This is a genomic window from Pseudomonas sp. IT-P74 (assembly GCF_949768175.1).
In the GTDB taxonomy this organism is placed as follows: domain Bacteria; phylum Pseudomonadota; class Gammaproteobacteria; order Pseudomonadales; family Pseudomonadaceae; genus Aquipseudomonas.
The window spans coordinates 38,388-64,539 of the sequence record NZ_CATKQD010000044.1 but is presented as its reverse complement, the minus strand read 5'-3'; the positions used below and the strand labels follow the sequence as shown (position 1 = coordinate 64,539).

At 61.9% G+C, this 26,152-nt stretch carries 21 protein-coding genes; 8 read left to right on the top strand and 13 right to left on the bottom strand.

The genetic code is table 11. The annotated features are described in order from the left end of the window. Positions 1–72: 72 nt before the first annotated feature. Positions 73–570 (bottom strand): tRNA adenosine(34) deaminase TadA, encoded by a 498-nt coding sequence (tadA, locus tag ACM6J5_RS18795; RefSeq protein ID WP_095943072.1) that lies wholly within the window; start codon positions 568–570, stop codon positions 73–75. Continuing rightward, positions 570–1,946 (bottom strand): multicopper oxidase family protein, encoded by a 1,377-nt coding sequence (locus tag ACM6J5_RS18790; protein ID WP_150757937.1) that lies wholly within the window; start codon positions 1,944–1,946, stop codon positions 570–572. The genes tadA and ACM6J5_RS18790 overlap by 1 nt, the downstream gene beginning before the upstream one ends. Positions 1,947–2,185: 239 nt before the next feature. Here ACM6J5_RS18790 and ACM6J5_RS18785 point away from each other — a divergent pair, with 239 nt between their 5' ends. Then, positions 2,186–5,146 carry a membrane-targeted effector domain-containing toxin gene (locus tag ACM6J5_RS18785; RefSeq protein WP_414929128.1) on the top strand — a complete coding sequence of 987 codons (2,961 nt, stop codon included), beginning with the start codon at positions 2,186–2,188 and terminating at the stop codon, positions 5,144–5,146. An 82-nt stretch (positions 5,147–5,228) separates the two neighbouring features. Here the strand turns inward: ACM6J5_RS18785 and guaA are convergent, their stop codons facing one another. From guaA to ACM6J5_RS18740, 9 genes are all read right to left on the bottom strand, one after another. Then, positions 5,229–6,806, bottom strand: a complete 1,578-nt coding sequence (gene guaA, locus ACM6J5_RS18780) for a glutamine-hydrolyzing GMP synthase (RefSeq protein WP_008053207.1) — start codon at positions 6,804–6,806, stop codon at positions 5,229–5,231. A gap of 99 nt (positions 6,807–6,905) precedes the next feature. Further along, positions 6,906–8,375 carry an IMP dehydrogenase gene (guaB, locus tag ACM6J5_RS18775; RefSeq protein WP_008053208.1) on the bottom strand — a complete coding sequence of 490 codons (1,470 nt, stop codon included), beginning with the start codon at positions 8,373–8,375 and terminating at the stop codon, positions 6,906–6,908. 229 nt (positions 8,376–8,604) lie between these two features. Further along, a complete protein-coding gene (locus tag ACM6J5_RS18770; protein ID WP_095943068.1) occupies positions 8,605–9,153 on the bottom strand; it encodes a sugar ABC transporter ATPase in 549 nt (182 codons plus the stop codon). A 186-nt stretch (positions 9,154–9,339) separates the two neighbouring features. Then, positions 9,340–10,521: a formate-dependent phosphoribosylglycinamide formyltransferase gene (gene purT / locus ACM6J5_RS18765; RefSeq protein ID WP_414929127.1), complete on the bottom strand. Its 1,182-nt coding sequence runs from the start codon at positions 10,519–10,521 to the stop codon at positions 9,340–9,342. A gap of 87 nt (positions 10,522–10,608) precedes the next feature. Further along, a complete protein-coding gene (locus ACM6J5_RS18760) occupies positions 10,609–11,076 on the bottom strand; it encodes a preQ0 transporter (RefSeq protein ID WP_414929126.1) in 468 nt (155 codons plus the stop codon). Positions 11,077–11,223: 147 nt separating this feature from the next. Beyond that, positions 11,224–11,439 (bottom strand): DUF1289 domain-containing protein, encoded by a 216-nt coding sequence (locus ACM6J5_RS18755; RefSeq protein ID WP_414929125.1) that lies wholly within the window; start codon positions 11,437–11,439, stop codon positions 11,224–11,226. Continuing rightward, positions 11,436–11,960, bottom strand: a complete 525-nt coding sequence (locus tag ACM6J5_RS18750) for a gamma carbonic anhydrase family protein (protein ID WP_057716270.1) — start codon at positions 11,958–11,960, stop codon at positions 11,436–11,438. The genes ACM6J5_RS18755 and ACM6J5_RS18750 overlap by 4 nt, the downstream gene beginning before the upstream one ends. Before the next feature lie 71 nt (positions 11,961–12,031). Then, a complete protein-coding gene (locus tag ACM6J5_RS18745) occupies positions 12,032–12,631 on the bottom strand; it encodes a CoA pyrophosphatase (protein WP_095943064.1) in 600 nt (199 codons plus the stop codon). Next, positions 12,621–12,764: a hypothetical protein gene (locus ACM6J5_RS18740; protein WP_172435319.1), complete on the bottom strand. Its 144-nt coding sequence runs from the start codon at positions 12,762–12,764 to the stop codon at positions 12,621–12,623. The genes ACM6J5_RS18745 and ACM6J5_RS18740 overlap by 11 nt, the downstream gene beginning before the upstream one ends. A 14-nt stretch (positions 12,765–12,778) precedes the next feature. Between ACM6J5_RS18740 and ACM6J5_RS18735 the strand changes: the two genes are divergently transcribed. The 7 genes from ACM6J5_RS18735 to nagE all read left to right on the top strand — a co-directional run bounded on the left by ACM6J5_RS18735 (position 12,779) and on the right by nagE (position 21,531). Further along, positions 12,779–13,330 carry an NUDIX hydrolase gene (locus tag ACM6J5_RS18735; protein ID WP_095943063.1) on the top strand — a complete coding sequence of 184 codons (552 nt, stop codon included), beginning with the start codon at positions 12,779–12,781 and terminating at the stop codon, positions 13,328–13,330. Positions 13,331–13,451: 121 nt separating this feature from the next. Then, on the top strand, positions 13,452–13,955 hold the full coding sequence (locus ACM6J5_RS18730) for a L,D-transpeptidase family protein (RefSeq protein ID WP_007982819.1): 504 nt from the start codon (positions 13,452–13,454) through the stop codon (positions 13,953–13,955). Between the two features lie 294 nt (positions 13,956–14,249). After that, on the top strand, positions 14,250–14,981 hold the full coding sequence (locus tag ACM6J5_RS18725; protein ID WP_095943062.1) for a GntR family transcriptional regulator: 732 nt from the start codon (positions 14,250–14,252) through the stop codon (positions 14,979–14,981). Between the two features lie 30 nt (positions 14,982–15,011). After that, on the top strand, positions 15,012–16,118 hold the full coding sequence (nagA, locus tag ACM6J5_RS18720) for an N-acetylglucosamine-6-phosphate deacetylase (protein WP_095943061.1): 1,107 nt from the start codon (positions 15,012–15,014) through the stop codon (positions 16,116–16,118). Then, positions 16,099–17,121 (top strand): SIS domain-containing protein, encoded by a 1,023-nt coding sequence (locus ACM6J5_RS18715; RefSeq protein ID WP_414929124.1) that lies wholly within the window; start codon positions 16,099–16,101, stop codon positions 17,119–17,121. Before nagA ends, ACM6J5_RS18715 begins: the two co-directional genes overlap by 20 nt. Before the next feature lie 148 nt (positions 17,122–17,269). After that, a complete protein-coding gene (gene ptsP, locus ACM6J5_RS18710; RefSeq protein ID WP_414929123.1) occupies positions 17,270–19,786 on the top strand; it encodes a phosphoenolpyruvate--protein phosphotransferase in 2,517 nt (838 codons plus the stop codon). 29 nt (positions 19,787–19,815) lie between these two features. Further along, complete coding sequence (nagE, locus tag ACM6J5_RS18705; protein WP_414929122.1) at positions 19,816–21,531, top strand: N-acetylglucosamine-specific PTS transporter subunit IIBC; 1,716 nt, start codon at positions 19,816–19,818, stop codon at positions 21,529–21,531. A gap of 186 nt (positions 21,532–21,717) precedes the next feature. On the opposite strand, the gene ACM6J5_RS18700 is transcribed toward nagE, so the two are convergent. Further along, complete coding sequence (locus ACM6J5_RS18700) at positions 21,718–22,029, bottom strand: NGG1p interacting factor NIF3 (protein ID WP_414929121.1); 312 nt, start codon at positions 22,027–22,029, stop codon at positions 21,718–21,720. A 20-nt stretch (positions 22,030–22,049) separates the two neighbouring features. Further along, positions 22,050–25,946, bottom strand: a complete 3,897-nt coding sequence (purL, locus tag ACM6J5_RS18695; protein WP_150672977.1) for a phosphoribosylformylglycinamidine synthase — start codon at positions 25,944–25,946, stop codon at positions 22,050–22,052. Positions 25,947–26,152: the final 206 nt, after the last annotated feature.

The window sequence follows — 26,152 nt, the reverse complement described above, 5'->3', positions numbered from 1 at the left end:
AGTCGACATCAATGCTCGATGTGCCGACGCCATCGCTGGCAGGCCAGCTCCCACAGGGTTTGATGTCGTTTTCTAGATTGCTGGTTTCGCGCGCCGGGCCTTGAAGAATTCGCTGAGCACCGCCCCGCATTCCTCCGCCAACACCCCGCCTTCATACAACACCCGGTGATTCAAAAAGCCTTGGGTAAAGAACTGCCCCTGGCTCTGCACGATTCCGGCTTTCGGCTCCAGCGCGCCGTACACCACCCGGGCAATCCGCGAATGCACGATCAGCCCTGCGCACATACTGCACGGCTCCAGCGTGACATACAGCGTACTGCCCGGCAGACGATAGTTGCTTACAGCCTGGGCGGCGGCGCGGATGGCGACCATCTCGGCGTGGGCGCTTGGGTCGCTGCCAGTGATCGGACAGTTGAAGCCGCGACCAATGATCTCTCCATCCTGCACCAGCACCGCGCCCACCGGCACTTCGCCGAGGGCCGCGCCTTGGGCCGCCAGTGCCAGGGCCTCACGCATGAATTCGCGATCACGGCTGCGGTCGATGATGGCGGCGGGACGAATCTGACGCATCACGCCACCTCGATAGCGGCCATCAGGCCGGTTTCCATGTGGTCGATCACATGGCAGTGGAACATCCATACACCCGGGTTATCCGCCACCAGCGCTACCTGCGCGCGCTCGTTCTTGCCCAGCAGGTAGGTGTCGGTGAAATACGGAATGACCTTGTGCCGGTTCGAGGCGATGACCTTGAAACTCATGCCGTGCAGGTGAATCGGGTGCTGGTACTGAGTCATGTTCTTCAATTCGAAAATGTAGCTCTTGCCCTTCTCGAGCCTGGCAATCGGGCGATCGGCGCAGGTCTTGTCGGTGATGTCCCAGGCCTTGCCGTTGATCTGCCACAGGCTCGGCGGCTTGCCGTTATCAACGTTGACCGATACCGAGCCGACCCATTCGAAATTGAAGTTGAGTTTCTCGGCATTGGCCAGGTCCGGTTCGGCGATCGGGTTGGCCGGCAGTGCCGGCGGCCACTCGGTCGGCGCATCACTATTGGCCACTGAACGGAACGTGCCCAGGCGCACCGGGCCGTTGCGCAGCGACAACTCCTCACCGGCCGGCGGGGCCTTGATCGCCAGGCAAATGCGCATGCCCGGGCCGAGCCAGTATTCCTTGCCGAGCGGTCGTGGCTCGACCGGGTTGCCGTCCAGCGCATAGATCTGCGCTTCGACGCCAGGAATGTTCAGGCGATAAGTCAGGGTGTTATCGAGGTTGAGCAGGCGTACGCGGGTGATCTGCCCGGCCGGCAAGTCGATCACCGCCTGCGGGACGCCATTGATGGTCGCCAGGCGCCCCGCCGTACCACCCCGCGCCGCTTCCCGGGGAATGCTGAACTCGACGAAATTGCCAACGTCGTCGACATGCCAGCTCTTGAGACTCAAGGTCTTCTCGTACTTGAATCCGGTCGGCTCGCGTTCGTCGATAATCAATGGGCCGACCAGGCCACGGCCGAGCTCCTCACTGCTGTTCACATGCGGGTGGTACCAGTAGCTGCCGGCATCCGGCACACGGAATTTGTAGTCGAAGTACTCACCCGGCAACACCGGCAATTGCGACACGTAAGGCACACCGTCCATTTCCAGCGGCAGGCGGATGCCATGCCAATGGATGGTGGTGGCGACCGGCAGATGGTTGATGAAGCGCACCCGCAGCCATTCACCCTGACGCACCCGCAATTCGGTGCCCGGCGCCGACGGGCCGAAGGCCCAGGCCTGGGTCTTGTGCCCGGCTACCAGCTCCACGTCCAGCGGCGCCGCGATAAGCTCGTAGTCGTGGCCCGCCTCGGCGTCCGCCATCTTGCCCAGCCAGTAGCGCGACGCGCCCCCCGCACCGACACCAACGACAACAAGACCGGCCAGGCCACCGAGGATTTGGCGACGGGTAAACGACATGAACTCAACTACCTCACGTATCAGCGACAGGCCCGGGGCCCGCAAAAGGCGAATACGATACACCCGCAGTTGTGAAAGAAACAGCAAAGCGGACGTGACGCCGGGCCGCAGCCGGGCGACCTCTGACAACAAAGATCTATTAATCCCTGACACCGTGCGCCGCTTTCCCTACAGATCCGGCTGTAGTCCGCAGCGCATAGTGCCGACCTCAAACCCATCCATTTCTCAAGGAGAGAGAGATGAATTCTTCAGATACAAGTACTCAATTCCCACTCCCGGACCCCGACGATGTACAGGCCCTCAAGGACCTGGTGCTTCCGTTCGTGGAAGCCTGTCCCGACATGCACGACATGGCCCATATCGAGGCTCAGGCAATTCTGGACAAATACCGCATCCAGCACATCGACCCGGACCGGGTCTGGTGGCACCGTTTCGACAACACGTCGGTCACCAGCAACAAAGCCTTCCTGTTCTGGGAACACTATCCCAAGCCCATTGAGTCGCTGACCTTGCCGCAACTGGTGGTCCAGCGCTTTCAGGCCCACGACCAGGACAATGCCGACCTGCTGGACAGTGATGGCGGGTTCTACAACGAGGGAGCGAACGCCCGGATCTACAACGAAACCAACGAAGTGAAGATGCACCCCAGCGTGGTCATCAAGGACCTGTGGCGCATCAATTTTCACGACCGCTATTGGGAGAAGATGGGCGCTTTCTGGCGCAATCATTCGGATAATTTTCGAACCCTGGCCAAGCTCAATTTCATTTCCAAGGCGTTGGAGGAACACGACGGCTCACGCCTGAGCAACGAAAACCTCAAAACCGTGCTCAAGGCAGTGGCCGGCCATCTCACCTGGCCCGTTACCCTGGACATGCTCAGGGCCCACGAGCCGCCTGTCGAAGGCCTGCGAGCCACGCCGCTGTGCATCGGCAACTACATGTCCAGTGACATACTGCGCATCATCGACCGAGACGGACGGCAGATTCTCTATACCCCGGGGGAAACGGATGCCTTCCATGTATTAGAAACCCCCCGCGACCTGCACTGGTGGTTGCTGTGCCAGAACAACCATCCGGACAACCGCGCCCGGTTCATGGCGCACTTCCCCTTGTCGGCCCAGCAGCAGGATGAGGACAACGTTGGCCTGAACCACACCATCGATTTGCTGTATGTGACGTGGGGCAAATACGACCATAGCCTGTTCGAACCAGACATACCGGATATCGATGTTGACACCTTCACCTGGCTCCGAGACTCGGTCAGGGAACGCATGTTCGACGACGCGGATATATCCTTACGCTCCAATGCCGACCTGCGGGAGAAAATGTGGATCGGCTATCTGAGTACGTTCACCCGACTCTTTGGTGCCATGTCCTGCGCCGGCTGGCCCGTGGCCCTGGCCGCCGTGGGTGCCGGCATCGCCAACATCGGCCTGAACATCGACCAGGCCGTCAACGGCATGAACGCCCAGGAACGCAAGGCCGGTGTACTCGGCGCCATCTTCAGCAGCATCGACACCCTCTTCAATGCGCTGGCGCTCGGTGGCTCGGCCGAGTTGGCGGAAGTCGGCGAAGCCAAAGACGAGTTCACCCCACAGGAGAATCTCGGCGGCGAAAACGAACACCCCGAAGGCGCCCCACCGAAAATCACAGTCGCCGCCCCCGGTCGAACCTATGTCGTGGAAGGTGAAAACCCGCTGGCCCCTTTCGAGACCAATGAAGTCCTTGACGGCCTGGAGGTGGCAGCCGAGGAAGGCAAATACCGCAACATCTATCAGCCAGCGACAGGCGGCAACTACGTCAGGATCAATGACGACTACTACCTGGTGCGCTACGTCAACGAGCTGAAGACCTGGGTCATCATCGACCCCGCCAACCCGTTCTCGTTTCACCGCAGCCTGCCGGTTCGTTTGAACGCCGAGGGTGAATGGGAACCGCTGACCCGCCCCGGTCTGTATGGCGGCGGCAAGATTTTTGGCAATTGGCCTTGGGGCCGATCGCCTGCGCCTTTGCCTGAGATAGCCAGCCCTGCCACTGCCTATGACGTCCCTCAGGCGCTACGGGCCGAGTTGAAGCCTTACGTCACCGAAGCTGGCGCCGACAAAGAGCTCAGTGACGCTTACGACGACATTTTCAATCCCGACAGCGCTCTGATGCAGTTCAAGGCCCTGAGAAAAACCTTGTATCGAGACGCTCAGGCCTACTATCAAAACCTTCCTGAACTCCCCCCCAGGCCGACCACTCCGGTCTTTGGCCCGGTGAGCCGACCCAAGGACATCATCGAGACGCTGTTCGAAGAGTCACCCGCCCTGGTCGTCGGCGAAGGCCACTCCAGTATTGGCAGCAAAGAGTTCCTGATCGAGAACATGGAGATACTCGGCAAACAAAAGGTTAAAACCTTGTACATGGAACACCTGCTCAACGACTTCCATCAGGCGGACCTGGATGTTTTCAACAAGAGCGGCGTAATGTCGAAAAGCCTGAAACGCTATCTGAAGAATCTCGATGCAGGTCATTTCACCGATCCCTCTGGCCGATTCACCTTTATGAAACTGGTCAAGACCGCGCAGAAAAACCACATTCGCGTGCAGGCGATCGACTGCGCTGCAAGCTATCGCGTCGATAACATGCAGGGGGTAACCCCCTTCCACCGGCAAAAAATGATGAATTACTTCGCCAAAATCATCATCGAAGGGGATCAGGCTGCCAGAGGGCCTCATCGATGGATTGCACTGGTTGGCAATACTCATTCCAATACCTGGGAAGGTGTCGCGGGCCTCAGTGAACTGGAAGGTGGTATCGGCTTGCGGGTAAAAAGTGCCAGGGTCGGTCAGTCCACGACCATTGAGCCTGACCCGGGAGAGTCCGGTACCAACGGCGGAATTGACAGCACTGTGTTCACGGTCAAGAACGACCTGCTTCTGGAACTGGAATCCCCCGAGCTTGCCAGAGAACAGGTACTCGACGCAGCACTCAATCAACCGGGCATGGTCAGCATCGAAAAGTACGGCAACCAGCTCGAACTGGTTCACCGTGCCCGGGACGGCTCACTGGTGCGCACCCTCATCCGCTCTGACGCCACAGGCATATACATTGAGCGTCCGCAGTGGGTCAGCATCAATAACAAGCGATTCACCAGCCTGGCCGAGCTTTCGCAAGCGCTGAGTCGCAACGGCTTGAAACCCACACGCGTCCCTTGAAACGCAAAAAGCCCCGGGTCTCTCGAACCGGGGCTTCGCTTGGTATTATCGATTTGAACCTGATTTCACAGGTTCAATTCGATCATTCCCACTCAATGGTCGCTGGCGGCTTGCTCGACACGTCGTAGGTGACGCGGGAGATGCCTTCGATTTCATTGATGATGCGGCCGGAAACGGTTTCCAGCAGTTCGTAAGGCAGGTGTGCCCAACGCGCGGTCATGAAGTCGATGGTTTCCACGGCACGCAGGGCCACGACCCAGGCGTAACGACGGCCATCGCCCACCACGCCAACCGATTTCACCGGCTGGAACACCACGAACGCCTGGCTGACCTTGTGGTACCAGTCGGCCTTGCGCAGTTCTTCGATGAAGATGTGGTCGGCGCGACGCAGCAGGTCGGCGTATTCCTTCTTCACTTCACCGAGGATGCGCACGCCCAGGCCCGGGCCCGGGAACGGGTGACGGTAGACCATGTCGTACGGCAGGCCCAGTTCCAGGCCCAGACGACGGACTTCATCCTTGAACAGCTCGCGCAACGGTTCAACCAGCTTGAGGTTCATTTCTTCCGGCAGGCCGCCCACGTTGTGGTGCGACTTGATCACGTGGGCCTTGCCGCTTTTCGCGCCAGCCGACTCGATCACGTCCGGGTAGATGGTGCCCTGGGCCAGGTACTTGATGTTGTCCAGCTTGCAGGATTCGGCATCGAACACGTCGATGAAGGTACGGCCGATGATCTTGCGCTTCTTCTCCGGGTCGGCTTCGCCGGCCAGGTTGCCCAGGAACTGCTCTTCGGCGTTGGCACGGATCACCTTGACGCCCATGTTCTCGGCGAACATGGCCATCACTTGCTCACCTTCGTGCAGGCGCAGCAGGCCGTTGTCGACGAACACACAGGTCAGCTGGTCGCCGATGGCCTTGTGCAGCAGCGCGGCAACCACGGACGAGTCAACACCGCCGGACAGGCCGAGCAGGACGTTGTCAGTGCCGACCTGGGCACGCACCTGGGCGATGGCGTCTTCAGCGATTTTCGAGGGAGTCCACAGGGCTTCACACTCGCAGATGTCGAGGATGAAGCGCGACAGGATGCGACCGCCCTGCTTGGTGTGGGTCACTTCCGGGTGGAACTGCACGCCGTAGTAGCGGCGCTCGTCGCTGAACATACCGGCAATCGGGCAGCTCGGGGTGCTGGCCAGGATGTGGAAGTCTTCCGGCATGCGGGTAACTTTGTCACCGTGACTCATCCACACGTCGAGGCCGAACAGGCCGTCGGCGTCGATGTGGTCTTCGATGCCGTCGAGCAGGCGGCTCTTGCCGACCACGTCCACGCGGGCATAACCGAACTCACGCAGCTCGGAACCTTCAACCTTGCCACCCAGTTGCTCGGCCATGGTCTGCATGCCGTAGCAGATACCGAAGACCGGCACGCCCAGATCGAAAACCGCTTGCGGGCAGCGCGGGCTGTTGGCTTCGTGAACCGACTCCGGGCCGCCGGCGAGGATGACGCCTTTAGGAGCGAATTCGCGGATCGCATCTTCGTCCATGTCGAACGGGTGCAGTTCGCAGTACACGCCGATTTCACGCACGCGGCGGGCGATCAGTTGGGTGTACTGGGAACCGAAGTCGAGGATCAGGATGCGGTGGGCGTGAATGTCGAGGGCCATGATTCAGTCTCGTCTAAAAAATTCGGAAACAGTCGTGATTCAGAAACAACTCGGGGCTGAATAAAACAGCCCCGGTTGCTTAGCTTGTTGCTTGAAGGCTCAACCTACGCGGTAGTTTGGCGCTTCCTTGGTGATCTGCACGTCGTGAACGTGGGACTCGGCCATGCCGGCGCCGGTGATCCGCACGAACTCAGGCTTGGTGCGCATCTCTTCGATGTCGGCGCTGCCGGTGTAGCCCATCGAGGAACGCAGGCCGCCCATCAACTGGTGGATGATCGCGCTCAGGGTGCCCTTGTACGGAACACGCCCTTCGATGCCTTCCGGAACCAGCTTCTCGGCGCCTGCCGAGGAGTCCTGGAAGTAACGGTCGGAGGAACCTTGAGCCTGGGACATGGCGCCCAGCGAACCCATGCCGCGATAAGCCTTGTACGAACGACCCTGGAACAGTTCGATCTCGCCCGGTGCCTCTTCGGTACCGGCGAACATCGAGCCCATCATCACGCAGGAAGCACCGGCCACGATGGCCTTGGACAGGTCACCGGAGAAACGGATGCCGCCGTCGGCGATCAACGGCACGCCTGTGCCTTCAAGGGCAGCGGCAACGTTGGCGATGGCACTGATTTGCGGCACGCCGACACCGGCGACGATACGGGTGGTGCAGATCGAGCCAGGGCCGATACCGACCTTGACGGCGTCAGCGCCGGCTTCGGCCAGGGCCTTGGCGGCAGCGCCGGTGGCGATGTTGCCGCCGATGACCTGCACTTCAGGGAAGTTCTGCTTGACCCAGCGAACGCGGTCGATCACGCCCTTGGAGTGACCGTGAGCGGTGTCTACCACCACCACGTCAACGCCGGCAGCAACCAGGGCGGCAACGCGGTCACCGGTGTCTTTACCGGTGCCGACTGCAGCGCCGACGCGCAGACGACCTTGATCGTCCTTGCTGGCCAGCGGGTAAGCCTTGGCTTTTTCGATGTCGTTGACGGTCATCATGCCTTTGAGGGCGAATTTGTCGTCGACGATCAGCACGCGCTCGATGCGGTGCTTGTGCAGCAGTTCACGCACATCGTTCTTGTCGGCGCCTTCCTTGACCGTGACCAGACGCTCTTTAGGCGTCATCACTTCACGGACGGTGGCTTCCAGACGGTTCTCGAAACGCACGTCACGGGAGGTGACAATGCCGACCAGGTCGCCATTGTGCAGCACCGGAACGCCGGAGATGTTGTGCATGCGGGTCAGTTCGAACAACTCGCGCACGGTGGCGTCGGCGACGATGGTGATCGGGTCCTTGACCACACCGGCTTCGTAACGCTTGACCTTGCGCACTTCGGCAGCTTGCTGCTCGATGGTCATGTTCTTGTGGATGATACCGATACCACCTTCCTGAGCCATGGCGATTGCCAGACGGGCTTCAGTGACGGTGTCCATGGCGGCGGAGACCAGTGGAATATTCAGCTCGATGCCACGGGTAAGGCGGGTCTTGAGACTGACTTCGTTAGGAAGCACCTCGGAATAACCGGGCACTAGGAGAATGTCGTCGAATGTCAGAGCTTCTTGGCTGATACGCAGCATCGCGGGGGCTCCCGAGCGGGAAAATGGAAGCGCGCCATTATAGTCAGACACCCCCTCGGGTTCAATGTAAAACTCTGTCTATTATTGGCTTTACTGATGTACGGGATGATATTGCTGCTTTTCTGTAGGAGCGAGCTCGCTCGCGATGGTCGTGAGCCATAACGCGAACATTCTGGTTCCCCGCGGTGTTCTTGAGTTCATCGCGAGCGGGCTCGCTCCTACAGGGTCATCAGAGTTCGACTTTCACCCAACTGACAGGCTGATCCAGCCAATCGGCGAATTCATCGATAAAGCTCTGCTTGAACCCGGCTTCGGCCCAGTTGTTGAAGATGAAACCCAGGTTGGAGAAGCCGCATTCCTGCAGGAACAGGAAGCCGTTGATGTCGTCTTCATGCCCGCATTCGGGGCAGGTGAAGTTGTCGGTGCGCCCCGGCATCCAGTCTTCCAGGCTTTCGAACAGGGCTTCACCGATTTCCTTGCGGCACTCGGCGCAGCCTGCCTCTTCAAGGAATCCCTTGGCTGGCGTATAGATGCAACGCTTGGTGATGATCTCCAGGCCATTGACCGCTTCGCCGAATGGCAGGGCCTCCGGGTGCAGGACCACTGCGCGGGCACCGTCGGCGATGGCGTGGGCCATGCGATTGCCGGTGCGGCCGCAAGTGGTCAGTTCTTCCTGGATGATGTTCTTGCGCACCAGCCAGCGCACGACGGCCCGGGCCCGGGGTTCGTGCACCGGCAGGGTGGAGATTTTCGGGACGATGATGCTTTGCGAATTCATGGGGGTACAGGCCTGGAACATTGATAAATGACCTGTAGGAGCGAGCCTGCTCGCGATGGACGTTAACGATAATGCGGGGAGTCTGGTTCCCCGCGGTGTTCTTGAGTCCATCGCGAGCAGGCTCGCTCCTACAGGTAAAGCAATGGCGCGATGCCTATAGAAGGTATAGGCCCGCCATAGCTGTTTTTACAGTTCTACGACAACCGCCTGGGAAGCGCGGGTTGCCTTGGCGCGGGCGGCTTCGATCGATTCGTCGCGGGCCAGGGCCACGCCCATGCGGCGCTGGCCGTTGACTTCAGGCTTGCCGAACAGGCGCAGCGCGGTATCCGCCTCGCTCAAGGCAGCGCCCAGGTTGGCGAAAGCGGTCTGGGTCGACTGTCCCTCCACCAGAATCACCGCCGAAGCCGATGGCGCGAACTGACGGATCAACGGGATCGGCAGACCGAGAATGGCCCGTGCATGCAGGGCGAACTGCGACAGGTCCTGGGAGATCAGGGTCACCAGGCCGGTGTCGTGCGGACGCGGCGAGACTTCGCTGAACCACACTTGATCGCCCTTGATGAACAGCTCGACGCCGAACAGACCACGGCCACCCAAGGCTTCGGTCACCGCTTTGGCAACACGCTCGGACTCAGCCAGGGCAATCGGGCTCATGGCTTGGGGCTGCCAGGATTCCTGATAGTCGCCCTTCTCCTGACGATGGCCGACCGGTGCGCAGAAGGTGGTGCCGCCGACGTGGCGCACGGTCAGCAGGGTGATTTCGTAGTCGAAATCGATGAAGCCCTCGATGATCACCCGACCTTTGCCGGCGCGGCCACCTTCCTGGGCGTAGTCCCAGGCTTTCTGCACGTCATCGACGCTGCGCAGCAGGCTCTGGCCCTTGCCCGAGGAACTCATGACCGGCTTGACCACGCATGGGAAACCGAGGTCCTCGACGGCCTTGCTGTAGTCCTCGAAGGTGTCGGCGAAGTGGTACGGCGAGGTTGGCAGGTCCAGCTCTTCAGCGGCCAGGCGACGGATGCCTTCGCGGTTCATGGTCAATTGCGCGGCGCGGGCGGTCGGGATCACGGTGAAACCTTCGGCCTCCAGTTCCACCAGGGTCGCGGTAGCGATGGCTTCGATTTCCGGCACGATGAAATGCGGCTTCTCGGCTTCGATCACGGCGCGCAGGGCGGCACCGTCGAGCATGTTGATCACATGGCTGCGGTGCGCCACCTGCATGGCCGGCGCGTTGGCGTAACGGTCCACAGCGATCACTTCAACGCCCAGGCGTTGCAGCTCGATCACCACTTCCTTGCCCAACTCGCCACAGCCACACATCAATACGCGGGTCGCGGTCGGCGACAATGGGGTTCCGATACGGGTCATCTGAAGGTCCTCAAGGAGCGGATCATCGAGGGACGCGTCGCCATGCGCGCTTCCCATGGGGAGAAAGCGCGGCATTTTACATGAACTTCAGCCGACGACAGCCTGTTTGCGCAGGCGCCAGGCCATGATCAGCCACACGGCGGTGACCCCGGCGAATTTCGAACCCAGGGCGGTGAGGATCACCCCCGGCGTCAGGGCGTCGATCATGCCGAAAAAGATAAAGGTGTCGAGGGGAATGCTCAGGGCCGAACTTATCCACAGGCGGTCGTGCAGCGGGCGCCTGGTGATGCTGAACACCAGCCAGTCGATGCACTCGGAAACCGCGAACGCCGTGGCGCTGGCCAGGGCGATGGACGGATCGGAGGTGACATAGGACAACACCAGCGCCCCCAGCATCGCCGCGAGGGCGCCATGCCCGAACCGGGCTTGCACCATGTCGCGCAACACAAACACCAGCCCGCCCCAGGCCGACCAGATAATGTCCAGGTGGGGGGCGGTGGAAAAGGCGTAGTTGATCAGCACGACGCTGCTGATGTAGGCGATCAGGAAGAGCATGGGCGGGAAAGTACCTGTCAATTTGCCGCACAGAATACTGTAGGAGCGAGCTTGCTCGCGATGGTCGTGAACGATAACGCGGCAAACCTGACACCCCGCGGCGTTCGCGGGTCCATCGTCGGAACGCCGCCCGGAGCAAGCTCGCTCCTACAACCGCGGTTTTGCCCCGACCGTCCACACCAACCCACTGGCCTTGGCCCGCTCATGACACAACCCCAGCACCTTGCGCCGCTCGTCGTTGTCCATGCGGCTCCAGCGGGTAATCTCCTCCACCGTGCGCTGGCAACCGGTGCAGATGTCATCGTCATCCAGTGCACAAATGTTCACGCAGGGCGATGCAACCGGGCGTTCAGTGGTGGTCATTCTTCCTGCTCGGCCAGGTCGCGGGCATAACGCTGCGAGTTGTGTACATAGTGAGCAGCGCTGGCCTCCAGCATCCTGATTTGCGGCTCGGTCAACTCGCGCACCACTTTGCCGGGCGAGCCCATGACCAGCGATCCGTCCGGAATTTCCTTGCCTTCGCCGATCAGCGAATTGGCGCCGATGATGCAGTTCTTGCCGATCTTCGCGCCATTGAGAATCACCGCGTTGATGCCGATCAGACTGTAGTCGCCGACAGTGCAGCCGTGGAGCATGGCGTTGTGGCCGATGGTCACGCCGGTGCCGATGGTCAGCGGGTAGCCCATGTCGGTGTGCATCACGGTGCCGTCCTGGACGTTGCTGTTCTTGCCGATCAGGATCAACTCGTTGTCGCCGCGCAATACGGCGTTGAACCAGACGTTGGCGCCCTCTTCCAGCTTGACCTTGCCCACCAGCACGGCATTGGGTGCGACCCAGCTCTGTGGATGGGTTTCGACGCGGGCGTCGCCCAGGCGGTATTTCATTGTGGTATTCCTCAAGGCTCAGGCGGGCTTTTGTCAGCAAAACCAGGATTCAGGCCATTCGAACGATGGCTTCAGATATTGATAAAGCTTTTGGGAGGCTGATGCAGGCTGATTTTGGCGTCATACAGCAGGTTGATCAACTCGACGATCATGATCGCCGTCAGGCCCCAGATCTTGTATTCGCCAAAGCGATAGCTCGGCACGTACCAGCTGCGGCCCTGATAATCGATGCGATGGGTATGTTCGCGAGGGTCTTTGCGGAAGAACTCAAGGGGCACACTGAACACCGCGGCGATCTCGGCATCGTTGGCCCGGTATTCGACAAAGTCCGGGATCACCCCGACATAGGGCGTGACCTTGATGCCATGCAGGCTGATCAGCGGGCTGAGCGGGCCGATCACCTCGACCAGCCCAGGCGGCAGGCCGATCTCTTCTTCGGCTTCACGCAGGGCGGTGAAAATCAGGTCGGGGTCTTCGGGGTCACGGCGCCCGCCCGGGAAGGCGACTTCGCCGCCATGGGTCGACAGGCCGCTGGCACGCAGGGTCAACACCAGCTCGGGCTCGTCACTGCGGGTGATGGGCACCAGCACCGCGGCCTCGGGAAAACGACGGTCGGTCTCCAGTGTGCGTGGTGTGTGGTGACTAACCCGATGCAGTAGCTCATCCAGCATGAGTGTTCTCGATCTGTGCCTTACCCGGCATCATGCACCAATCGCTGCGGCCGCCCAACCCCCGCAACCGCCCCATGTCGCGAAACGACAACTTGCCGACCGGCACTGCCGCACGCCAAGATAGGCGCAGCATTCAGGAACCCCAGCATGAAATTTTGCAGCCAGTGCGGTAACCCGGTGACCCAGCGCATTCCCGAAGGCGATTCGCGCCTGCGTTTTGTCTGCGACAGTTGTCAGGCCATTCACTACCAGAACCCCAACATCGTCGCCGGCTGCGTGGCGACCTGGGGCACCAGGGTGTTGTTGTGCCGACGGGCCATCGAGCCACGTCGCGGGTACTGGACCCTGCCCGCCGGTTTCATGGAGAACGGCGAGACCATCGAACAGGCCGCCATTCGCGAAACCGCCGAGGAAGCCTGCGCCCGGGTGCGCAACCTGAGCATCTATACCCTGATCGACGTGCCGCACATCAGCCAGGTGCATGTGTTCTTCCGTGCAGAACTGGCGGACCTGGACTTTTCAGCCGGCCCCGAGAGCCTGGAAGTGCAACTATTCGACGAAGCGGACATTCCATGGGATGAGCTGGCTTTCCGCACGGTGGGCCGTACCTTAGAATGCTTCTTCGCTGACCGGCGGACCGAGGTCTATCCCGTTCGGTCTGAATCGATCCCGCCACTTGCTCAGTCTGCCATTATCTGATGTCATCCCGGCATCACTCAAAGGCGCCGAAAGACCGCCCGAACGCGGCACGAGCCTGCGGCAGCTCCTGCAAAAACTTCTATACATAAATAGTCGCGACACCTCCTGGGGAATCGTTTCAATGCGCTGGTTGCTTGCCCTGTTCTGTTTGTCGTTCGTCACGGTGTCCCAGGCTTCTGCCGTGGAAACCCTGGACGGCAAGGTCATCGAGAAGATCCTGATTCTCAAGTCTTCCCATCAATTGCAATTGATCAATGACGGCAAGCCGCTCAAGACCTATCGCATTTCCCTGGGCAAGCGTCCCAAGGGGCCCAAGCTGATGGAAGGCGACAAGCGCACCCCGGAAGGCTTCTACTGGGTCGACTGGCGCAAGATCAGCGATCGCTTCAACCTGGCGATGCACATTTCCTACCCGAACATCAGCGACTCTGCCCGTGCCCGTCGTGAGGGCGTCGAGCCCGGCGGCATGATCATGATCCACGGCACCCCGGACAGCGAAGACACCCCCGAAGACCTGTTCCACACCCTGGACTGGACCGACGGCTGCATCGCCATGCGTAACATGGACATGCGCGAAGTCTGGAACCTGGTGCCGGACGGCACGATGATCGAAATCCGCCCGTAATCCCCCACGACCGTTGGTCGCCATCGAAAAATAAATTCAAAAGATCGCAGCCTTCGGCAGCGCCTGCAGCGTGAATACCATTTCGCACTGCAGGCGCTGTCGCAGGCTGCGATCTTTGCCTTCAAAATCCGCCCATCTAATACCACTTCAAACCACCCTCCACTCCAACCAGCCGACAAGGCAGGTTTCCTTCCACAAACAGCAAAGCTCTGGCGTTGACATGGTATTCAAGTGGTATTAGTTTTCGCCCATTCACGGGCAAAAACATTCCAATATCCGCCCCGGACAACCGCCATGAACGATCTCCAGGCCCTGCGCCCCGACGACACCCAACCCACGCCGTTGTACCTGCAACTGGCACGTAACCTGGAAGCCGCGATCCACGCCGGCCAGTGGAAAGCCGAGCAGGCGATGCCATCGGAACGCAATCTGAGCGAGACGCTGGGCATCTCCCGCGTCACCGCCCGCAAGGCCTTGGAAGTGTTGTTCGAACAAGGCCTGATCCGCCGCAACCAGGGCTCCGGCACCTTCATCACGCCGCGCCTCGAACAACCGTTGTCGCGCCTTTCCGGCTTCAGTGAAATGCTCCGCCTCAAGGGGTTCGTGCCCGGCTCGCAATGGCTGGAGCGGGAAATCACCCTGCCGACCCATGAAGAGCTGATCCGCCTCGGTCTGTCGCCCAACGACAAGGTTGCGCGCCTCAAACGCCTGCGCAAGGCCGACGACACGGTGATGGCCATCGAGATGAGCACCCTGCCCGCCTCGATCATTCCCAAGCCGCAAATAGTCGGTGACTCCCTCTACGAATTCCTCGACGGCATCGGCAAGCCGGTGGTCCGCGCCCTGCAGCACATCCAGGCGATCAACGCCTCGGACGAGTTCGCCGCACTGGTGGGCATCCCCCCCGGCACCGCCATGTTGCTGATGACCCGGGTCGGCTACCTGGAAGACAACACGCCCATCGAAGTCACCGACACCTATTGCCGTAACGACTACTACGACTTTGTCGCAGAGCTGCGTCGCTAACAAATAGCCGCCGAATATCGAGAACAGATCATGTCCGAAGACAACATCCTCACCCCCCACGGCTGGGTTCGCGGCCGACTGGTTCATGAGCACGGCAAGGTCGTGTCGATCGAAGGCCAGCCCTGCGATCCGGCGGACAACGACCTGCCGTACCTGCTACCGGGCTTCATCGACCTGCACGTTCACGGCGGCGGCGGCAAAGACATCATGGAAGGCGCGCCCGCTTTCGAAACCATCACCCGAACCCATGTGCGCTTCGGCACCACGTCGCTGCTGGCCACCACCATGACCGCACCGAGCGAAGAAATCTCCAGCGTGCTCAAGGCCGTCGGCGAATTCTGTGAGCAGCGCCCCCAAGGCTGCGCCCGGGTACTCGGCGTGCACCTCGAAGGCCCCTACATCAACCCCGGCAAACTCGGCGCGCAACCCAACTTCGCCCACACCGCGCTGATGGCCGAAGTCGAAGCGTACCTGGCGCTCGCACCGATCCGGGTGATCACCATCGCCCCGGAAATCGCCGGTCACGACGCCTTGATCCGCGACCTGAGCGGCCGTGGCGTGCGTATGCAGATCGGCCACACCCTGGGCAGTTACGAGGAAGGCGTGGCCGCGCTGGAGGCCGGCGCCAGCAGTTTCACTCACCTCTACAACGCCATGAGCCCGCTGCATCACCGCGAGCCGGGGATCGTCGGCGCAGCCCTGGCCCACGCCAAATACGCCGAACTGATTCCGGACTTGCTGCACGTGCACCCCGGCGCCATCCGCGTGGCTCTGCGCTCGATTCCGTGCCTGTACTGCGTCACCGACTCGACCGCCGCCGCCGGCATGCCCGACGGTGAATACAAGCTCGGCAGCCACACCGTGACCAAATGCCTGGGCGGCGTGCGCCTGCCCGACGGCACCCTGGCCGGCAGCACCCTGACCATGGATCAGGCCCTGCGCAACCTGGTGAAGATCGGCCTGCCCATCGCCGAAGCTTCGCAGCGCCTGTCGCAATTCCCCGCCGATTACCTCGGCATCACCGAACGCGGGCGCCTGCAACCAGGCGCCTGGGCCGACTGCGTGCGGCTGGATCGCTCACTGAAACTGACCGCTGTCATGGTCGAAGGAGAAGACATTGACTTCAAAAATGCTTGAAGAGGCGCTGTCCTCGTTCGAAGCCGTGCAGGCCCAGTTGCAAACACTCGACCCACAGATGATCGAGATCGCCGGGCGCCTGCGTCGTCAGCCGCCGCAAGTGGTGATGACCGTCGCGCGCGGCAGCTCCGACCACGCCGCCAGCTACTTCGCCTACCTGACCATGCAACTGCTGGGTTTTCCGGTGGCCTCGTTGCCGATGTCGGTGGTGACCATGCAGCAGGCGCCGTTGAAAGTCAGTGGCCAGGTGGCATTCGCCTTTTCCCAATCGGGGCAAAGCCCGGACCTGGTCAACAGCCTGCGATTGCTACGCAAGCGCGGCGCACTGAGCGTGTCGATGGTCAACGCCGCCGACTCGCCACTGGAAGCGGCCTGCGAATTCAGCCTGCCGCTGTTGGCAGGCACTGAAAGCAGTGTCGCCGCGACCAAGAGTTTCATCGCCACCCTCAGCGCCAGCGCGCGGCTGATTGGCCACTGGAAAGAAGACGCCGAATTGCTCGAAGCCGGTCGTGCCTTGCCCGAAGGCCTGCGCCACGCCGCGCAACAGGACTGGAGCCCGGCCATCGACGCCTTGCGCGATTGCCAGCAATTGATGGTGATCGGCCGTGGCGCCGGTTTCGCCATCGCCCAGGAAGCGGCGCTCAAGTTCAAGGAGACTTCGGCGATCCAGGCCGAAGCCTTCAGCAGCGCCGAAGTCCGTCACGGCCCGATGGCCTTGATCGGCGACAACTACCCGTTGCTGGTGTTTGCCCCACGGGGTGCCGAACAGGCCGGTTTGCTGAGCCTGGCCGCCGACATGCGCCAACGCGGCGCCCGGGTCCTGCTGGCCGCGCCGGATGACGTGCTTGAACGCGACCTGACCCTGACCCGCGCCGAACACCCGGCCCTCGACCCGATTCTGGCGATCCAGAGTTTCTACGTGATGGCCGCCGGCCTGGCCGTGGCCCGTGGCATGGACCCGGACCAGCCGCGGCACCTGAGCAAAGTCACTCGTACGCATTAACCCCCCCCCTGTAGGAGCGAGCCTGCTCGCGATGGACGTCAACGATGACGCGTTCTTCCTGAATGCACGCGTTGTTCTCGGGTTCTTCGCGAGCAGGCTCGCTCCTACAGAGGGCGAGCTGATCTGAACTTTTTATGAGACCGAGCCCATGCATAACAACAATAAAGAGCTGACCTTAAGCGCCCCGCTCAGCGGCCCGGTGCTCACGCTCGCCAAAGTCCCGGACCCGGTGTTCGCCAGCGGCGCCATGGGTGACGGCATTGCCATCGATCCGCTCAACGACACGCTTCACGCTCCCTGCGCCGGCGTGGTGGTGCATGTCGCCCGCACCGGCCACGCCGTGACCCTGCGTGCCGACAATGGCGCGGAATTGCTCCTGCATCTGGGCCTCGACACCGTCGAGCTGCAAGGCCAGGGCTTCTCGATGCTGGTCAAGGAAGGCGCGCGTGTCGCCAACGGCCAACCGCTGCTGCGCTACGACCTGGACAAGGTCGCGCAACAGTGCAAAAGCCTGGTCAGCCTGCTGATCCTCACCAACAGCCAGGACTTTCAGGCACGGCCCATCACCCTCAAGTCGGTAAAGGTCGGCGAGCCGCTGCTGCACATCATTCGTCGACAGACGTCGGGCGCACAGGTCGAAACCGAGTTTGCCGGCGTCGAGATTGTCGGTCAGGTGCGCATTGCTCACCGTGGTGGTCTGCACGCGCGGCCGGCCGCGTTGATCCGTCAGACCGCGCAAGGGTTCAAAAGCAAATCGCAGCTGCATTTCGCCGGCAAGTCGGCCACCTGCGACAGCCTGATCGGCCTGATGGGGCTGGCCATCGGCGAACAGGCGGAGGTCCAGGTCAGTTGCCAGGGCCCGGATGCCGAAGCCGCACTGCAAGCCTTGTTGACCGCGTTATCCACAGCCCTGGCCGAAGACCACCACGCCGCCGCGCCAGCCACGATTGCCCAACGCAATCGCACTGCCGAAGCCGGTGTGTTGCACGGCGTCTGCGCGGCGCCCGGTCTGGTCGGCGGGCCGTTGTTTCGCCTGAATGCGATCAGCCTGCCGGTGGATGCCGGCCATCATGATCCGCAGCAACAACAGCAAGTGCTGGACGCGGCACTGAGCCAGGTGCGCAGTGAAATCGAACACACACTGACCCTGGCGAAAAAACACAAGGACACCGCTGAAGAGGCGATTTTCGCCGCACACCTGGCACTGCTCGAAGACCCGGCCCTAGTGGACGCCGCCAGTCAAAGCGTCGCCCAGGGCACGGCCGCGACCCACGCCTGGAGCCAGGCCATCGACGCGCAATGCGAAGTCCTCCAGCAAACCGGCAGCACGCTGCTGGCCGAACGCGCCAACGACCTGCGCGACCTCAAGCAACGGGTGCTGCGCGCATTGCTCGGCGATACCTGGCATTACGACGTGCCGGCCGGCGCCATCGTCGCGGCCCATGAACTGACGCCATCGGATTTGCTGCAACTGAGCCAGCAAGGCGTCGCCGGGCTGTGCATGGCCGAAGGTGGCGCGACCTCCCACGTAGCGATTCTGGCTAGGGGCAAAGGCTTGCCGTGCATGGTGGCGCTGGGTTCGACGCTGCTCGATCAGCAACAGGGGCAAGCGGTGGTGCTGGACGCCGACGGCGGCCGCCTCGAACTGACACCCGATGCCGAGCGCCTGGCCGACGTGCGCCAGTTGCAACAGCAACAGCAGCAACGCCGGGCCGAACAGCAGGCCCAGGCGCACACCCCCGCGCTGACCTGCGATGGCCTGCGCATCGAAGTCGCCGCCAACGTGGCGTCCAGCACGGAAGCAGCAGACGCATTGGCCAATGGCGCCGACGGTGTCGGCTTGCTGCGCACCGAGTTTCTCTTCGTCGACCGCCACACCGCCCCGAACGAACAGGAACAACACCATGCCTATCAAGCGGTGCTCGATGCCATGGGCGACAAGTCGGTGATCATCCGCACCATCGACGTCGGCGGCGACAAGCAACTGGACTACCTGCCACTGCCTGCCGAGGCCAATCCGGTGCTCGGCCTGCGCGGCATTCGCCTGGCTCAGGTTCGCCCTGAACTGCTCGACCAGCAACTGCGCGCGCTGCTGCACACTCGCCCATTGTCACGCTGCCGGATCCTGCTGCCGATGATCACCGAAGTCGATGAACTGCTGCACATCCGCCAGCGCCTCGACGCCTTGTGCGGTGAACTCGGCCTGGCGCAACGCCCGGAGCTGGGGGTGATGATCGAGGTTCCGGCCGCCGCGCTGCTGGCCGAGCAACTGGCCGAGCACGCGGACTTCCTGTCCATCGGCACCAACGACCTGTCGCAATACACCCTGGCGATGGATCGTGACCACGCCGGGCTCGCCGCCCGCGTCGATGCGCTGCACCCGGCACTGCTGCGGCTGATCGCCCAGACCTGCGCCGGTGCTGCGTTGCACAACCGTTGGGTGGGCGTGTGCGGCGCACTGGCGTCCGATCCGCTGGCCACGCCAGTGTTGATCGGCCTGGGGGTCAGTGAACTGTCGGTGAGCCCGGTACAAGTCGGTGAAATCAAGGACCGCGTGCGTCATCTCGACGCCAGCGAATGCCGGCGCATCAGCCAGGGCCTGCTCAAGCTGAGCAGTGCCAGCGCGGTACGTCACGCCTGTCACCAGCATTGGCCGCTGGGCTAAAGAACAACAAGAATCCACGGAGAACCGCCATGTACCAACTTTTCATCGAAGGCCTGCAACGCCTCGGCCGCGCGCTGATGCTGCCGATCGCGATCCTGCCGATTGCCGGCCTGCTGCTGCGCCTGGGCGATACCGACCTGCTGAATATCGCGATCATCCACGACGCCGGCCAGGTGATTTTCGCCAACCTGGCGATGATCTTCGCCATCGGCATCGCGGTCGGTTTCGCCAGGGACAACAACGGCACGGCGGGTCTTGCCGGGGTGATCGGCTACCTGGTGATGATCTCCACCCTCAAGGTGCTGGATGCGAGCATCAACATGGGCATGCTCGCCGGGATCGTCAGCGGCCTGATGGCCGGCGCGCTGTACAACCGCTTCAAGGACATCAAGTTGCCGGAGTACCTGGCGTTCTTCGGGGGCCGGCGTTTTGTGCCGATTGTCACCGGGTTTGCCGCTGTAGGCCTGGGCGTGGTGTTCGGCTACATCTGGCCGCCGATCCAGCACGGCATCAACAGCTTCGGCACGCTGATGATGGAAAGCGGCAGCTTCGGCGCGTTCGTCTTCGGCGTGTTCAACCGCCTGCTGATCGTCACCGGCCTGCACCACATCCTCAACAACATGGCGTGGTTCGTGTTCGGCAATTTCACCGACCCCACCACCGGCGCGCTGGTGACTGGCGACCTGTCGCGCTACTTCGCCGGCGACCCGAAAGGTGGCCAGTTCATGACCGGCATGTTCCCGATGATGATCTTCGGCCTGCCCGCCGCCTGCCTGGCGATGTACCGCAACGCCCTGCCGGAACGGCGCAAGGTGATGGGCGGGATCTTCCTGTCGATGGCCCTGACCGCGTTCCTGACCGGCGTCACCGAGCCGATCGAATTCGCCTTCATGTTCCTCGCGCCGTTGCTGTTTCTGCTGCATGCGTTGTTGACCGGTTTGTCGATGGCCATCACCAATGCGCTGAACATTCACTTGGGGTTCACCTTCTCCGGCGGCTTCATCGACATGATTCTTGGCTGGGGCAAGTCCACCAACGGCTGGCTGGTGTTCCCGGTGGGCCTGGCCTATGCGGTGATCTATTACGTGGTGTTTGATTTCTGTATCCGCCGCTTCGACCTGAAGACACCAGGCCGCGAAACCAGCACTGCCACCCCGCAGGTTGCAGTGGCCGACAATGAACGCGCCGGGGCTTACATCAAGGCCCTGGGCGGTGCCGAAAACCTGATCACTGTCGGCGCCTGCACCACCCGCTTGCGCCTGGACATGGTGGATCGCAACAAGGCCTCGGATACCGATTTGAAAGCGCTCGGCGCCATGGCTGTGGTGCGTCCGGGCAAGGGCGGAAGTTTGCAGGTGGTGGTCGGACCGATGGCCGACGCGATTGCCGATGAGATTCGCCTGGCGATGCCGGCGCTGGGCCGGGCCATCGTGTCCTCACCGGCGGTAGAAATCGACGCACCGCCACCTGCCGCCGTAGCGGCACCCGAGGCGCAGCAATGGCTCAACGCCTTGGGTGGTGGCGACAATGTGCTGCAACTCGACTGCATCGCCATGACCCGCATCCGCCTGCAACTGGCCAATGGCAAGGCGTTGTCGGAATGTGATTTGAAAGCGTTGGGTTGCCAGGGTGTCAGCCAGTTGGAAGGCGGCATCTGGCATTTGCTGATCGGCGACAAGGCGCCGAGCTTGAGCGATGCGCTGGAAGCGTTGGTCAATCGCAGTGAGGTGAGTGCCAAGGTTTAGATCCTCGGTGCATGACAGGCCGCCATCGCGAGCAGGCTCGCTCCTACATTTGCTCTGCGTACACCGCACCACTGTAGGAGCGAGCCTGCTCGCGATGAGGCCCTCACTGACACCACTGAATCCTGAGCAACAAAAAACCCGCTGAAATCACTTTCAGCGGGTTTCTCATTTCAGCAGCCAGGAAGATCAGAAATCCTCCAACCGCCACACTTCATAAGCCGGTGTCTCGTAGGGATGGCTCTGCTTCAGAGCCGCCACCACCGCGCGAATCAACTCATCGGCCACCACCAGCTCAACCTTCCATTCCTCGACCTGTTCGACCTGCCCTGCCTCGCCAATGAACGGCTGACTGCCATCCAGTGGGCGAAACTGGCCTTGGCCCAACACCTGCCAGGCGCAGTGGTCATAGTCACCGATTCGTCCGCCACCGGCGGCGAATACGGCACTCTTCACGTCTTCGACGTGACTGGTTGGAACGAAAAAGCTGAGCTTGTACACGGCGCTTAGTTCACCCGCTTTTAGTTTACCCAGACCCGAGCATTACGGAACATACGCATCAGCGGTGCATCTTCGTTCCAGTCATCAGAGCGCCACGAGTTCTGCACGGCGCGGAACACACGTTCCGGGTGCGGCATCATGATGGTCACGCGACCGTCGCGGCTGGTCAAACCGGTGATCCCGCGCGGCGAGCCGTTCGGGTTGGCCGGGTAGCTTTCGGTGACCTTGCCGTGGTTGTCGACGAAACGCATCGCCACGCAACCGGACAGATCGGCTTCCAGCAGTGCTTCTTCGCTGGCGAACTCGGCGTGGCCTTCGCCGTGGGCGATGGCGATCGGCATGCGCGAACCGGCCATGCCTTGCAGGAAGATCGAGTTCGATTCCTGGATCTGCACCATGGCAACGCGGGCTTCGAACTGCTCGGAACGGTTGCGCACGAAGTGCGGCCAGAACTCGCTGCCCGGGATCAGCTCATGCAGGTTGGACATCATCTGGCAGCCGTTGCACACGCCGAGGGTGAAGCTGTCGTTGCGTTCGAAGAAGCCCTGGAACGCATCGCGGGCACGGCTGTTGAACAGTGCGGATTTCGCCCAGCCTTCACCGGCACCCAGTACGTCGCCGTAAGAGAAACCACCGCAAGCGACCATGCCCTTGAACTCGTTCAGGTCGACACGGCCGGCCAGAATGTCGCTCATGTGCACGTCGATCGCGTTGAAACCGGCGCGGTCGAACGCAGCCGCCATTTCCACCTGACCGTTGACGCCCTGCTCACGCAGTACGGCAACCTGTGGGCGAATGCCTTTCTTGATGTAAGGCGCGGCGATGTCCTGGTTGATGTCATAGCTCAGCTTGACGCTCAGGCCCGGGTTGTCTTCTTCCAGCAGTACGTCGAATTCCTGTTCGGCGCAGTCGGCGTTGTCACGCAGACGCTGGATCTGGTAGCTGGTCTCGGCCCACTGGCGTTGCAGCAGACGACGCTGGCCTTCGAACACGGTGTCGCCGTTGAAGGTGATGCTGATCTCGCCGTTGTTCATCGGCTGACCGATCACCGACACGCAGTCGCCCAGGCCGGCGGCGCTGAACTGCGCGAGGATGTCCGGGGTAGCATCCTGGCGAACCTGGATCACGGCACCCAGTTCTTCGTTGAACAGGATGGCAGCGATGTCGGCGGAGGTTTCCGCCAGACCGTCGAGGTTCAGGCTCAGGCCACAGTGACCGGCGAAGGCCATTTCCACTACGCTGGTCAGCAGACCACCGTCGGAACGGTCGTGATAAGCCAGCAAGTGACCGTCGGCGTTGAGGCCCTGGATCACGGCGAAGAAGGCTTTGAGGTCTTCGGCGTCATCGACGTCCGGCGCCTGCTTGCCGAGCTTGCCGTGAACCTGTGCCAGGATCGAAGCGCCCATGCGGTTCTGGCCGTGGCCCAGGTCGATCAGGATCAGGTCGGTGGTGCCCTTGTCCATGCGCAGTTGCGGGGTCAGGGTCTGACGGATGTCAGTCACTGGCGCGAAACCGGTCACGATCAGGGACATTGGCGAAGTCACGGACTTGTCCACGCCTTCGTCGTTCCAGCGCGTGGCCATGGACATCGAGTCCTTGCCCACGGGAATGGTGATGCCCAGCTCAGGGCACAGTTCCATGCCGACCGCTTTCACGGTGTCGTACAGGCGTGCATCTTCACCCGGGTGACCGGCGGCGGACATCCAGTTCGCCGACAGTTTGATGTCGGAGATCTTGCCGATGCGCGATGCCGCGATGTTGGTCAGGGTTTCGCCAATGGCCATGCGGCCCGACGCCGGAGCGTCCAGCAGTGCCAGCGGAGTACGCTCGCCCATGGCCATGGCTTCACCGGTGTAGACGTCGAAGCTGGTGGCGGTGACGGCAACGTCGGCCACCGGAACCTGCCACGGGCCGACCATCTGGTCACGGGCCACGAGGCCGGTGATGGTGCGGTCGCCGATGGTGATCAGGAAGCTCTTGCTCGCCACGGCCGGGTGATGCAGGACGCGCTCGACGCAGTTGGCGATGTCGAGGGTCGACGGATCGAAATCGTCGCCCAGTTCGTTTTCACGAACCACCGAACGGTGCATGCGCGGGGCTTTGCCCAGCAGCACTTCCAGTGGCATGTCCACCGGGCTGTTGCCGAAGTGGCTATCCGTGACAGTAAGCTGCGGTTCGGCGGTGGCTTCACCGACTACGGCGAACGGGCAACGCTCGCGTTCGCAGATCGCCTTGAAGCGCTCGAAGTCAGCCGGACCTACGGCCAGAACGTAACGTTCCTGGGATTCGTTGGACCAGATCTCGTGCGGGGCCATGCCCGGCTCGTCGTTTGGAATGTTGCGCAGTTCGAAACGGCCACCGCGGTCGCCGTCGTTGACCAGTTCCGGGAAGGCGTTGGACAGACCACCCGCACCCACGTCGTGGATGAAGCTGATCGGGTTCTTGTCGCCCAACTGCCAGCAACGGTCGATGACTTCCTGGCAGCGACGTTCCATCTCAGGGTTTTCGCGCTGTACCGAAGCGAAGTCCAGGTCCGCCGAGCTGGTGCCGGTGGCCATGGAGGAAGCCGCGCCGCCGCCCAGGCCGATCAGCATCGCCGGGCCGCCGAGCACGATCAGCTTGGAGCCGACCAGGATCTCGCCTTTCTTGACGTGTTCTTCACGGATGTTGCCCATGCCACCGGCCAGCATGATTGGCTTGTGGTAGCCACGAACTTCGTCACCGTGCGGGGTGGTGATCGATTGTTCGAAGGTACGGAAGTAGCCGGTCAGGGCCGGACGGCCGAATTCGTTGTTGAACGCAGCGCCGCCCAGCGGGCCTTCGATCATGATGTCCAGCGCGGTAACGATGCGCTCGGGCTTGCCGTACGGCACTTCCCACGGCTGTTCGAAGCCCGGGATCTGCAGGTTCGACACGGTGAAACCGGTCAGGCCGGCTTTCGGCTTGGCGCCGCGACCGGTGGCGCCTTCATCGCGGATCTCGCCACCGGAACCGGTGGATGCGCCCGGGAACGGGGCAATCGCGGTCGGGTGGTTGTGAGTCTCGACCTTCATCAGGATGTGCACCGGCTCCTGCACCGCGCCGTACTGGCGGGTCTCAGGGTCCGGGAAGAAACGCCCGGCCACGGAGCCGACGATCACCGAAGCGTTGTCCTTATAAGCCGACAGAACGCCTTCGCTGTGCATCACGTAGGTGTTCTTGATCATGCCGAACAGGCTTTTTTCCTGGCTCTCGCCGTCGATGTCCCAACTGGCGTTGAAGATCTTGTGACGGCAGTGCTCGGAGTTCGCCTGGGCGAACATCATCAGTTCGATGTCGTGCGGGTTGCGCGAAAGGCCGACGAAGGCGTTGACCAGATAGTCGATCTCGTCTTCGGCCAGGGCCAGGCCCAGCTCGGTGTTGGCTTTTTCCAGCGCGGCGCGGCCGCCACCCAACACGTCGATCGCGGTCAGGGGTTTCGGTTCGGCGTGGCTGAACAGGCCGGCGGCCTGTTCGAGATTGCCCAGGACGATCTGGGTCATGCGGTCGTGCAGACCGTCGGCGATCAGCTGGGCTTCAGCGTCGCTGAACTGGCCGGCCACGTAGAACGCAATACCGCGCTCCAGGCGCTGGATTTTCGCCAGGCCACAGTTGCGGGCGATGTCGCTGGCTTTGCTCGACCATGGCGAGATGGTGCCGAAACGCGGCAGCACCAGAAACAGACGACCGGTCGGTTCCTGTACCGGAACGCTTGGACCGTACTTCAGAAGGCGCGCAAGCACCTGCTGTTCGTCGCCGGTCAGGACGCCGGTAACTTCGGCGAAGTGAGCGAATTCAGCATACAGGCCACTGACAGCCGGAACCTTCTGGCTCAGTTGCTCAAGGAGTTTGCTGTGGCGAAAGGCAGAAAGGGCAGGAGCGCCGCGCAGGATCAACATCTTCGGGACAGCCTCGGGAAGGGGTGTGCTTTGAGGCCGTGCATTCTAGCCTAAACAGGCCGCGACATCACCCGAAACGCTACGCACGGTTGCACTCGGGTGTCGATCTGTGTTTCTGCCTCGAAAGTCAGGTTAATGGGGCGTGTGGCGACAGCTTATTTTTGCTGTAACAAAATGCAGACAAAGCCCATTCCTGCGGGGTTTCG